Source organism: Pseudonocardia sp. ICBG601, assembly GCF_020496245.1.
The window spans coordinates 1-11486 of the sequence record NZ_JAHLJA010000123.1; the positions used below are offsets into that span (position 1 = coordinate 1).

At 74.6% G+C, this 11486-nt stretch carries 8 protein-coding genes and 5 pseudogenes; 9 read left to right on the plus strand and 4 right to left on the minus strand.

Annotated elements, in window-relative coordinates:
• Window positions 1–651: 651 nt before the first annotated feature.
• Window positions 652–1529 (plus strand): annotated as a pseudogene (locus KPL57_RS26895) (AbrB family transcriptional regulator).
• Between the two features lie 7 nt (window positions 1530–1536).
• Here the strand turns inward: KPL57_RS26895 and KPL57_RS26900 are convergent.
• Window positions 1537–2418 carry an ABC transporter substrate-binding protein gene (locus KPL57_RS26900; protein ID WP_226353636.1) on the minus strand — a complete coding sequence of 294 codons (882 nt, stop codon included), beginning with the start codon at window positions 2416–2418 and terminating at the stop codon, window positions 1537–1539.
• Between the two features lie 54 nt (window positions 2419–2472).
• On the opposite strand from KPL57_RS26900, the gene pgm reads away from it, so the two are divergent.
• From pgm to KPL57_RS26915, 3 genes are all read left to right on the plus strand, one after another.
• Window positions 2473–4131, plus strand: a complete 1659-nt coding sequence (gene pgm, locus KPL57_RS26905; protein ID WP_226353637.1) for a phosphoglucomutase (alpha-D-glucose-1,6-bisphosphate-dependent) — start codon at window positions 2473–2475, stop codon at window positions 4129–4131.
• Window positions 4128–4877: a polyphosphate--glucose phosphotransferase gene (gene ppgK, locus KPL57_RS26910; RefSeq protein ID WP_075306493.1), complete on the plus strand. Its 750-nt coding sequence runs from the start codon at window positions 4128–4130 to the stop codon at window positions 4875–4877. Before pgm ends, ppgK begins: the two co-directional genes overlap by 4 nt.
• A 159-nt stretch (window positions 4878–5036) precedes the next feature.
• Window positions 5037–5648, plus strand: coding sequence for a TetR/AcrR family transcriptional regulator (locus KPL57_RS26915; protein WP_158071490.1), 612 nt, complete (start codon window positions 5037–5039; stop codon window positions 5646–5648).
• 13 nt (window positions 5649–5661) lie between these two features.
• On the opposite strand, the gene KPL57_RS26920 is transcribed toward KPL57_RS26915, so the two are convergent.
• The 3 genes and pseudogenes from KPL57_RS26920 to KPL57_RS67420 form a co-directional block, all read right to left on the minus strand.
• Entirely contained in the window at window positions 5662–6207 is a 546-nt protein-coding gene (locus tag KPL57_RS26920) for a dihydrofolate reductase family protein (protein ID WP_226353638.1), read from the minus strand.
• Window positions 6208–6281: 74 nt separating this feature from the next.
• On the minus strand, window positions 6282–6977 hold the full coding sequence (locus KPL57_RS67415; protein WP_308253036.1) for a hypothetical protein: 696 nt from the start codon (window positions 6975–6977) through the stop codon (window positions 6282–6284).
• A gap of 46 nt (window positions 6978–7023) precedes the next feature.
• Window positions 7024–7764: pseudogene (locus KPL57_RS67420) on the minus strand (mannitol dehydrogenase family protein); the annotation flags it as partial.
• A 207-nt stretch (window positions 7765–7971) separates the two neighbouring features.
• On the opposite strand from KPL57_RS67420, the gene KPL57_RS26930 reads away from it, so the two are divergent.
• The 5 genes and pseudogenes from KPL57_RS26930 (at window position 7972) to KPL57_RS70370 (ending at window position 11267) form a co-directional block, all read left to right on the plus strand.
• Entirely contained in the window at window positions 7972–8892 is a 921-nt protein-coding gene (locus KPL57_RS26930) for a TetR/AcrR family transcriptional regulator (RefSeq protein ID WP_226353639.1), read from the plus strand.
• Window positions 8889–9780: pseudogene (locus KPL57_RS26935) on the plus strand (3-keto-5-aminohexanoate cleavage protein). Before KPL57_RS26930 ends, KPL57_RS26935 begins: the two are co-directional and overlap by 4 nt.
• A gap of 21 nt (window positions 9781–9801) precedes the next feature.
• Window positions 9802–10786 (plus strand): annotated as a pseudogene (locus tag KPL57_RS26940) (3-hydroxyacyl-CoA dehydrogenase NAD-binding domain-containing protein); the annotation flags it as partial.
• 93 nt (window positions 10787–10879) lie between these two features.
• Window positions 10880–10948: pseudogene (locus KPL57_RS70365) on the plus strand (thioesterase); the annotation flags it as partial.
• 85 nt (window positions 10949–11033) lie between these two features.
• Window positions 11034–11267 carry a hypothetical protein gene (locus KPL57_RS70370; protein ID WP_308253037.1) on the plus strand — a complete coding sequence of 78 codons (234 nt, stop codon included), beginning with the start codon at window positions 11034–11036 and terminating at the stop codon, window positions 11265–11267.
• The last annotated feature ends 219 nt before the right edge of the window (window positions 11268–11486 follow it).

The window sequence follows — 11486 nt, forward strand, 5'->3', positions numbered from 1 at the left end:
CACCGGGGCGCAGCCCGAACCGCCCGGTGAGTACGCCGGCCAGGTCGGCGACCAGGCTCCGGTGATCGCCGTAGGTGCGCCGCTCACCCTGGTACACGTGTGAAGGTGCGCTCCCGGCCAGGGGCCGCCGTCGCCGCCCACACCTCGGCCAGGGTGTGCGGGCCACGCCGGTAGACCCGCATCGCGACGCCCCGCACCTCGGCGTCGACCAGCTTCGAACTCCCCGCCGGGTGCGGTCAGCGCCGCGATCACCGGGCCGAGTCCCGTCGTCGCCGCTCGGGTGTCGTTCCTCGGGGTGTCTCCCATCGGCGCACCTCCTCGTGCCCGTCCGTCCTACCCCGGCGGCCGCTCCGACGGAAGCGGTGATCGTTCGCTCACGACAACGATCGTGTCCGGACTCACCGCGCCCCAGTACGTCCGTACCATTTAGGCTCGGGTCGTGATCCCACGGTGAGTTCCCGCCCGTCGCTGTCCGGATGGTGGCGCTGGCCGTTGCTCGCCGCCCTCACCGTGCTGGTGACCGCCGGGCTCGCCACGGTCGACGTGCCGTCTCCCGCCCTGTTCGCCGGGCTGCTGGTCGCGACCGTGCTCGCGCTGTCCGGGCTCGGCCCCACCCGGGTCGCCCGCCCGGCGACGTCAGCCGCCCAGGCGGTGATCGGTGTCGTCATCGGCCTGCTCGCCCGACCGGACACCCTGGCAGCGGTGGCCGCGGAATGGCTGCCGGTGCTGCTGATCAGCCTCGCGACGCTGCTGCTCAGCATGGGTCCGGGCTGCTCATGGGGCTGCAGCGCGGGGTCACCCCGCTCACCGGGATGCTCGCGCAGACCGCGGGCGGTGCGTCCGGGCTGGTCGCGATCAGCCGCGAGCTCGGCGGCGACGAGCGCACCGTCGCCGTCATCCAGTACCTGCGGGTCGGTCTGGTCACCGCGACGATGCCGGTGGTCGCCGCGTTCGTCTACGGCGCCTCGCCCGGTGCCCCGGCCGCCGCGGGCACGGGCCCCGGCGCGCCGTGGTGGGTCGGGCTCGCGGTGACCGCGGTGTGCGTGGGCGTCGGCGTCCCGCTGGGGAAGGTCGCGCGGGTCCCTGCCGGGGCGCTGCTCGGGCCGATGGTGGTGGCGCTGGTGATCAGCCTGGCCGGGTTCTCCCTCGACGCGTCGGTGCCGCTCCCGATCGTCGACGTCGCCTACGCCGTCATCGGCTGGCAGGCCGGGCTGCGCTTCACCCGGGCCGCGCTCGGCACCGTCGCGCGGGTGCTGCCGCTGGCGACCGCCCTGATCCTGGGCGTCGTCGCGCTGTGCGCCCTGCTGGGGCTGCTGCTGTCGCACCTCACCGGCATGACCCCGCTGGAGGGATACCTCGCGACCACCCCCGGCGGGATCTACGCGGTGCTGGCGACGGCGATCTCGTCCGGCGTGGACGTCACCTCGGTGGTCGCGGTGCAGGTGCTGCGGGTGATCCTGATGCTGCTCGTCGCACCGTGGACCGCGCGGATGGTCGGGCGGCGCCTGGGCCCCGGCACCGGGGAGTGAGGCCCGCTCAGCGGACCCGCGCGACCCGTCCCGGCGGCGGCGCCGGGACCGCACCGGGGTGCAGCACGGCCGCGACCGCCTCCACCCCGTCGACCAGGCGCGGACCGGCCCGCACGACGTAGGACGCCGAGTCGATCGCGGGCACCGGGACCCCGGCGGGAAGCCACGGCAGCGCCGCGCGGGCCTGGGCGAGCGCGTCGTCGAGCCCGAACCCGCAGGGCGCGACCAGCACGGCGTCGCACGGGGGCAGGTCGGCCCGGTCGACCGCGGTGCTGCGCCCACCCGGGGCGGCGGCCACCGGGACACCGCCCGCCGCGGTGACCAGGTCGGGCACCCAGTGCCCCGGCAGGAACGGCGGGTCGGTCCACTCCAGCACCAGCACCCGCGGCGCCGGGCGGCCCCGCACCGCGGCGGCCACCGCGTCCAGGCGCGCCGACAGGCCCGCGACCAGCTCGCCGGCCCGGTCCGGCACCCCGGCCGCGGTGCCGACCGCGGTCACCACGTCGAGCACGTCGGCCAGCCGGTGCGGGTCCAGCGACAGCACCCGGGCCCGGGTACCCAGCTCGGCCTGCACCTGCGCGACGGTCGAGCCGGGCAGCGCGCACACCGCGCACAGGTCCTGGGTGAGGATCAGCTCCGGGTCGGCGGCGGCGAGGCGGGCGCGGTCCACCTCGTACAGCGGCAGCCCGGCCACGGCCCGCTCGCGGACGACGGCGTCGATCTCCCCCGGCGACGCGGCGGGCGGCAGCGCGGTGTCCACGACCACCGGCACCCGGTCCCGCACCCCCGCCGGGTCGTCGCACTCGAAGGTGACGCCGACCAGGTCGGCGGCCAGGCCGAGCCGCCCGGCGATCTCGGTGCCGGCCGGGAGCAGCGACGCGATCCGCACACCGCGCAACGGTAGGCGGTGGCGTGCGCCGCGACGAGAGGGAAGGATCGCCGCATGACCGTGCACGAGCGCGCCGGGACCCCGGCCCGCCCCGAGGACCTCGTCGACGTCGACGCGCTGCTGGCCGCGTACGCCACGACCCACCCCGACCCGTCGGTCGACGTGCAGCGGGTCGCGTTCGGCACGTCCGGGCACCGCGGGTCGGCGTTCACCGCGACCTTCAACGACGACCACATCGCCGCCACCAGTCAGGCGATCGTCGAGTACCGGGCCGCCCAGGGCACCGACGGCCCGCTGTTCCTCGGCCGCGACAGCCACGCGCTGTCCGAGCCGGCCTGGCGCACCGCGGCCGAGGTGTTCGCGGCCAACGACGTCGACGTCGTCGTCGACTCCCGGGACGGGCTGACCCCGACCCCCGCGATCTCGCACGCGATCCTGGTCACCAATGCCGGGCGCGACGGCCGGCACCTGGCCGACGGCGTCGTCGTCACGCCCTCGCACAACCCGCCCGCCGACGGCGGCTTCAAGTACAACCCGCCCGACGGCGGCCCCGCGGGCACCGAGGCGACGACCTGGATCGCCGACCGGGCCAACCAACTGCTGGAGAACGGCCTGAAGGAGGTGCGCCGCGCCGCCCGGTTCGACGCCGCGGCCGCGCACCGCTACGACTACCTCGGCACCTACGTCGACCAGCTCGACCAGGTCCTCGACATGGCCGCGATCCGCGACGCCGGGGTCACCATCGGCGCCGACCCGCTCGGCGGCGCCTCGGTCGACTACTGGGGCGCGATCGCGCAGCGCTGGGGCCTGGACCTGACCGTGGTCAACCCGGCCGTCGACCCGACGTTCGGGTTCATGACCCTGGACTGGGACGGGAAGATCCGGATGGACTGCAGCTCGCCGTACGCGATGGCGTCGCTGCGGGCCCGGATGGAATCCGATCCGGCTCCCTTCACCATCGCCACCGGCAACGACGCCGACGCCGACCGGCACGGCATCGTCACCGCCGACGGCGGCCTGATGAACCCCAACCACTACCTCGCCGTGGCCATCGGCTACCTGTTCGCCCACCGCCCCGGCTGGCCCGCCGCCGCCGGGATCGGCAAGACCGCGGTCAGCTCGTCGATGATCGACCGGGTCGCCGGTGACCTCGGCCGGACGCTGGTCGAGGTGCCCGTCGGGTTCAAGTGGTTCGTGCCCGGCCTGCGCTCGGGCGAGATCGGCTTCGGCGGCGAGGAGAGCGCGGGCGCGTCGTTCCTGCGCCGGGACGGCTCGCCCTGGAGCACCGACAAGGACGGCCTGCTGCTCGCCCTGCTCGCCTCGGAGATCACCGCGGTCACCGGCTCGACCCCCAGCGAGCACTACGCCCGGCTGACCGAGCGGTTCGGCGCCCCCGCCTACGCCCGCACCGACGTCGCCTGCTCGCGGGAGGACAAGGCGGCGCTGTCGAAGCTGGCCGCCGGCGCCGTCACCGCCACCGAGCTCGCCGGGGACGCGATCACCGCGAAGCTCACCCGCGCCCCGGGCAACGACGCCGCGATCGGCGGGCTGAAGGTCCTCACCGACACCGGCTGGTTCGCCGCCCGCCCCTCGGGCACCGAGGACGTCTACAAGGTCTACGCCGAGAGCTTCCGCGGGCCGGAGCACCTGGCACGCATCCAGGACGAGGCGCGCGGCGTCGTCTCGGCGGCCCTGGCAGGATCGGGCGCGTGAGCAGCAAGCACGCACTCGGGTTCGGCATCGACATCGGCGGCTCCGGCATCAAGGGCGCCCCGGTGGACCTGCACAAGGGCCGGCTGGCCGCGGAGCGGGTGCGGATCCCGACGCCGCAGCCGTCGACACCGGAGGCGGTCGCGGAGACCGTCACGCAGATCCTCGACGAGTTCGACTGGCGTCACTCCTTCGGCTGCACGTTCCCGGCGGTCGTCACGCACGGGGTGACCCGCACCGCGGCCAACGTGGACCGGGCCTGGGTCGACTGCGACGCGGCCGCGGTGCTGCGCCGGGTCACCGGCCGGCACGCGGTGCTGGTCAACGACGCCGACGCCGCGGGCGTCGCCGAGGCCGAGTTCGGCGCGGCCGCCGACCACCACCACGGGCTGGTGCTCGTCGTGACCCTCGGGACCGGCATCGGGTCGGCGCTGGTCAACCACGGGAAGCTGGTGCCCAACACCGAACTCGGGCACCTGGAGCTCGACGGGTTCGACGCCGAGTCGCGCGCCGCCGACTCCGCCCGCGAGCGCGAGGACCTGGACTGGGAGCAGTGGGGCGGGCGGCTGCAGCGCTACTTCACCCACGTCGAGAACCTGCTGTGGCCGGACCTGATCGTCGTCGGCGGCGGGGTCAGCAAGAAGTTCGAGAAGTGGTCGCCCTACGTGCGGACCCGCACCAAGCTCGTCCCGGCCGGGCTGCTCAACGAGGCCGGGATCATCGGGGCAGCGCTGCTGGCGCACGGCTGACCCTCGTCCGGTGCCGGATCTCGTCGTGCAGTAGTTTGCGGTGCTCACGATCCTGCGAGCACACTGCAGTGACTGCACGACTGCACTCCCCGCTCGGGTCGAGGGTGCGAGCCGCGCGCCGGGACCAGCGGGAGAGGCGGGACGGGCATGATCGGCGACATGCTGACCGACCAGGAGGCACGCTGCCACGGGCTGCGGGAGCGCAAGAAGGTGCGGACCCGCCAGGCGCTGCGCGCCGCGGCACTGGAACGCGCCCGCACCCAGGGCCCGGACGCGTTCACCGTGGAGGAGATCTGCGCCGACGTCGACGTCGCGCCGCGCACGTTCTTCAACCACTTCCCGTCGAAGGACGCGGTGCTGTTCGACTGGGACGCCGCCTCCCTCGCCGAGCTCGCCACCGAGGTCCGCGCCCGGCCCGAGTCGTCCCCGCTCGGGGCCGCGACGGCGGTGCTCGCCGAGGTCGCCGAGGCGCTGACGACCAGCCCGACCTGGCACGGCCAGATGGAGCTGCTGCGCACCCACCCCGAGCTGCGCCCACGGATCGCCCACGTCGGACGGACCGTGGAGCAGACCGTCGCCGACGCGCTCGCCGAGCGCGACGGCACCGACACCCCCACCACGGCCCACCGGCTCGCCGCGGCCGCCGCGATGGCGATCATGCAGGTCGCCGTCGCCGGCTGGCTGGCCGCCCCGGAGGGTCCGGCGGCCCGCCAGGTCTACGGCGACGTGCTGGCGGCCGCCCGGGAGTCCTTCGCGGCGCTGCCGGACTGAACGCGCCCCCGGCTCAGGCCGCCGGCGGCCCGTAGGTCAGCCGGACCACGCCGTTCTCGTAGCCCTCCGACTCGCGCAGCCGCAACGGCACCCGGACGCCCTCGGCGAACAGCCGCAGCCCGGCCCCGAGCGACACCGGGTAGACGAACAGGTTGAGCGTGTCGACCAGGCCGTCGGCGAGCAGCGCACGGACCAGGGTGACGCTGCCGGAGACGTAGATGCCGCCGTCGGTCGCGTCCTTGAGCTGCTGGATCCGCACCGGGTCGTACGGGCCGAGCACCCGTGAGTTCTCCCACTCCAGCGGGTCGGCCAGGGTCGAGGTGACGACGTGCTTGGGCGCGCCGTTGAAGAACGCCCCGCCGGACTCGACGTCGTGGCCGCGGGCCGACCAGGACGGGTGGAACATCTCGTAGGTGGTGCGGCCGAGCAGGATCGCCGCGTCGGTCAGCCGGCCGATCGCCTCCCCCATCGCGTCGGGGAAGCCGTACTCGGCCGTCCACGACGGGTCGGACACGACCCCGTCGAGGCTGATGAACTCGTGCACGTCGATGGTGCCCACCGTGGTCTCCCGAGGTCCGGTACGGAGGTGACGGAGGTAGGACCGCGGCCCGGCCCGGATCTCATCGGCTCGGCTCAGGCCAGGTCCGCGACGGTGGACGCCGCGCCGCGTGACCACAGCGACTCCAGCGCGGTCCGGAACGCGCCCGCGAACCGCTCGTCGGAGCCGAGGCCGCCGAACACCCCGCGGTGGGACAGGAACGACCCGGGGGTCTCCCGTTCGGCGCGGGCCAGCGCGGTCATCTCCTCGGCGAGACGGTCCTGCTGGGGGATCTCGCGGCCCTGCTCGTCGGTGCCCTCGGCGTAGCGGCACCACCCGGCGACGACGGCCGCCGCCCGCGCGACCGGCCCGCCCGCGGCCAGCTGCTCGCGCACCACCGGCAACAGGAAGATCGAGATCCGGTCGGAGCTGCCGTAGTTGATCCGCATCAGCGTGTCGGCGACACCCGGGTTCGCGAAGCGTTCCAGCAGGGTGTCCTTGTAGGCGTCGAGGTCGATGCCGGGCACCGGGCGTAGCGTCGGGGTGGCCTCGTCGTCCATGTAGGACCGCAGGAACGCCGCGAACGTCGGGTCCTGGGCGACCTCGTGCACGTAGCGGTGCCCGGCGAGGTAGCCGAGGTAGCCGAGCGCCTGGTGGGTGGCGTTGAGCAGGCGCAGCTTCATGAACTCGTAGGGGACGACGTCGTCGACGAGCTGGACCCCGACCCGCTCGAACTCCGGGCGGCCCGCGGCGAAGTGGTCCTCGAGCACCCACTGGGTGAAACGGCTCACACACGACCGGCCAGCCGTCGCGCAGCCCGAAGCGCTCGGCGAGGGCCTCGCGGTCGGTGTCGGCGGTGGCCGGGGTGATCCGGTCGACCATCGAGTTCGGGAAGGTGACCGACTCCGCGACCCAGGCGCCCAGCCCGGCGTCGCGGAGCTGCGCGACACCGGTGAACACCCGGCGGGCGACGTCGCCGTTGCCCTGCATGTTGTCGCAGCTCATGACCGTGAGCGGGCCGGTGCCGCGCTCCCGGCGACGCGCCAGCGCCTCGACGACCAGCCCGAACGCCCCGGTCGGGGCGGAGCCGGCGGCCATCGCGTCCAGGTCGGCGCGGATGCCGGGGAAGTCCGGGTCGAACTCGCCGGTCTTCTGGTCGATCGCGTAGCCGCCCTCGGTGATCGTCAGCGAGACGATCCGGGTGTCGGGGTGGGCGATCCGCTCGATGACGGCCTCGGGGTCGTCGGGGGCGTAGAGGTAGTCGACCAGCGACCCGACCACCCGGGGCGTCAGCGTCCCGTCGGCCTCCTTCAGCACGAGCGTGTACAGCCCGTCCTGGGCGGCCAGCACGTCACGCATCCGGTCGTCGGCGGCGAGCACGCCGACCCCGCAGATCCCCCACTCCGGCGCCCCGCCGGACGCGAGCAACGCGTCGACGTACATCGCGAGGTGCGCGCGGTGGAACCCACCGACGCCGATGTGGACGATCCCGCGCCCCACGGCGGCCCGGTCGTAGCCGGGGACCTCCACGCCCTCGATCCCGTCGGCCCAGATCCCGGTCTCGTCCAGCGAACGCATGGTCCCCCTTGCCACGTCCCCCGCGCCCCACGGCGCCGTCGGGTGAGACGCCGACCCTACCGCTCGCACCGTGCCGCGCAAGCGCTTCCGCGAGAAGCCCCGCGAACTGGTCCTACAACCGGTAACGCCTACGAAACAACGTCGTACGCTGCGACGATCAGAGATCAGTACTTGCGCATATCGCAAGTCAGGGCCTACGGTCGCCCGGTGACCGCCCCCCGTGCCACCCGGACCGCCGAGGACGCGGTGGCCGGACGGGTGCGCGCCCTGCTGGAGCGCGACGGCTGGACCCAGCGCCGGTTCGCGGCCGCGATCGGGCTGGAGGAGACCAAGCTGTCGAAGTCCCTCGCCGGGCGTCGCCGCTTCGCCGCCGACGAGCTCGTCCGCATCGCCGAGGTCACCGGTGAGACGGTCGCGCGGCTGCTGCACGGCCGCGACGGCGCCCGGGCCAGGACCGCGGTCCCCACCGGTGCCGCCGCCGCGGCGGCCGAGCCCGACACCGGACGCGAGCCCGGCGGGGCCCACGGCACCCGTGGCCGGATCCTCGACGCGGCCTGGGAGCTGATCGCCGACCACGGCTACCACCGGGTCCGCACCGCCGACGTCGCGCGGGCGGCGGGGACCAGCCCGGCGGCGATCCACTACCACTTCCCCACCCGCTCGGAGCTGCTCGACTCCGCGCTGCGGCACAACGTGCGCCTCGCCTTCGACCGCCAGGTCGCCGAGCTCGACACGATCGCCCACCCGCACGAGCGGCTGCTGCGGCTGATCGACCTGCAGCTCCCCGACGGCGCCCTGCTGCGCCGCGAGTGGTCGATCTGGATCCAGGTGTGGGCGGAGTCGGCGATCGACCCGGCCCGGCGCGCGCTGTACTGGGACGCCTACGACCGCTGGTACCGCAGCATCGCCATGACGATCGCCGAGGGCGCCGCGGCCGGGGTGTTCGTGTCCGGCCGCACCGAGGCCCTGGCCGACCAGCTCACCGCGCTGATCGACGGGCTCGGCATCCAGGTGCTGGCGATGACCCCGCGGGCCGGGACCGACCGGATGCGCGCCCTGCTGCACGACTTCATCGACCGGGCCGTGCTCGCGGCGCCGGCAGGCACGGAACGAACGGAGATCGGATGAACCGTGACGTCATCATCACCTGCGCGGTGACCGGGGCCGGCGACACGGTGGGCCGCAGCCCGCACGTGCCCGTCACCCCGGCCGCGATCGCCGCGGACGCGATCGCCGCGGCCCGGGCCGGGGCCGCCGTGGTGCACATCCACGTGCGCGACCCGGAGACCGGGAGCCCGTCGCGGGCGGTGGAGCTCTACCGCGAGACAGTGACCCGCATCCGGGACTCCGGCGTCGACGTCGTGCTGAACCTGACCGCAGGCATGGGCGGCGACCTGGTGATCGACGCCGACGACCCGCTCAAGCCGATCGACGGCACGGACCTCGTCAACGCCCTGGAGCGGCTCCCGCACGTCGAGGAGCTGCTGCCCGACATCTGCACGCTGGACTGCGGCTCGCTGAACTTCGGGGAGGGCAACCAGCTCTACGTCTCCACCCCGGACATGCTGCGCACCGGGGCCAGGCGGGTGCAGGAGCTCGGGGTGAAGCCCGAGCTGGAGATCTTCGACACCGGACAGCTGTGGTTCGCCACCGTCCTGGTCGATGAGGGTCTGATCGACGCCCCGGCGCTGTTCCAGCTGTGCATGGGCATCCCCTACGGCGCCCCGGCCGACCGGGTGTGCTGGCGGCGGAGGTGAACCTGCTGCCCGAGGGCGCCAACTTCGCGTCGTTCGCGATCGGGCGCGACCAGCTGCCGTGGGTGGCGCAGTCGGTGCTGGCCGGCGGGCACGCCCGCGTCGGGCTGGAGGACAACCTCTACCTCTCCGCGGGGTGAAGGCGACCAACGAGCAGCTGACCGAGCGCGCGGTGGAGATCGTGCAGAACCTCGGCGCGAGCGTCGCGACGCCGGACCGCGCCCGCGCGATCCTCGGCCTGAAGGAGCGCGCCGGTGTCTGAGCCGAGACCGAGTCCGTGTCCATCACCGAGTCCGAGCCCGACCTCCGGCCCGTCTCCGCGATCCGGACCGTCGCCTGCATCGGCGCCGGGGTGATCGGCGCGGGCTGGGCGGCGTACTTCCTGGCCCGCGGGCTGCGGGTCCGGGCCTGGGACCCCGCCCCGGACGCCGAGGAGACGCTGCGCGCCGTGGTCGACGCCGCCTGGCCGGCGCTCACCGAGCTGGGGCTGGCCGAGGGCGCCGACCAGGACGCGCTGACGATGTTCCCGACCGCGGCCGAGGCCGTCGCGGGCGCGGACTTCGTGCAGGAGAGCGCCCCGGAGGACCTGACGCTCAAGCGCCGCTCCCTGCTGGCCGAGCTGGCCGACGCCGCGGTGGGGGCCGGTCCGGACGTGGTGGTGGCGTCGTCGACCTCGGGGTTCCCGATGACCGACATGGCGACGACCGCGGCGCACCCGGACCGGCTCGTCGTCGGGCACCCGTTCAACCCGCCCTACCTGATCCCGCTGGTCGAGGTCGTCGGCGGGGAGCGGACCGCGGCCTGGGCGGCGTCGCGGGCCGCGGACTTCTACCGGCACATCGGCAAGTCGGTGATCGAGATGGAACGGGAGCTGCCCGGCTTCATCGCGAACCGCCTGCAGGAGGCGATCTGGCGCGAGGCGCTGCACATGGTCGCCGCGGGCGAGGCCACCCCCGAGGAGATCGACCGCTCGATCACCGACGGCCCGGGGCTGCGCTGGCCGGTGCACGGCCCTGCCTGACCTTCCACCTGGCCGGGGGCCGGGGCGGGATGGCGCACATGCTGGACCACTTCAGACCGTCGCTGAAGGCGCCGTGGACACGCCTGGAGGCCCCGGAGCTCACCCGGGAGCTGCGCGACGACATGGTCGCCGGCGCCGAGGTCTCCGCGGGTGGGCGACCGATGGCGAGCTCGGCGCTCGTACGCCGAGCGCGAGCCGCGCGGTCATCGCCGTCCGGCGCGCGGTGGCCGCGGCCCGCGCCGCCGGAGGAGCGGTGCCTGAGCAGCTGCGCCACACCGACACCGTCCGTCCGGAGTGGATCGACTACAACGGCCACCTGTCCGAGCCGTACTACGTGCTCGTGTTCGGTGACGCGACGACCGCACTGATGGACCGGACCGGCATGGACTCCGGGTACCGCGAGGCCACCGGCTGCTCGCTGTACACGGTCGAGGGGCACGTCCGGTACCTGCGCGAGATCGGCCCGGACCGCCGCGCTGGAGGTCCGCACCCGAGTGCTGGGCCGGGACGCGAAGCGGCGGCGGCTGTGGCACGAGCTGCACGTGGACGGGCGACTGCGGGCGACCGAGGAGCTGATGTGCCTGCACGTCGGCCCCGGCGGGACCGCACCGTTCCCCGACGACGTCGCGGCCGCTCTCGACTCGCTCGTCACACCCGGCGAGCCGGAGCACGCGGGCCGGTCGATCGCGGCCATCGGCCGGGAGGAGGTGCACCGCCCCTCGACGTGATGGGCCCGAGACCGCGGCCCCGGCGCGACCGGGGCCCTCTGAGGGAGACACGTTCATGACCAGCCCCACAGGGCGCGCGGCGGGTTCACCCGGCGCCGCCTGCTGGGCGGAGCGGCAGGCCTGGCCGCGGCGCCTTCCTGGCCGGCTGCGGCGGGTCGGCCGACGGCCCGTGAGGCCGGAGCCCCCCGGCGCGGCGGCGTCCTGCGGGTGGGGGTGACC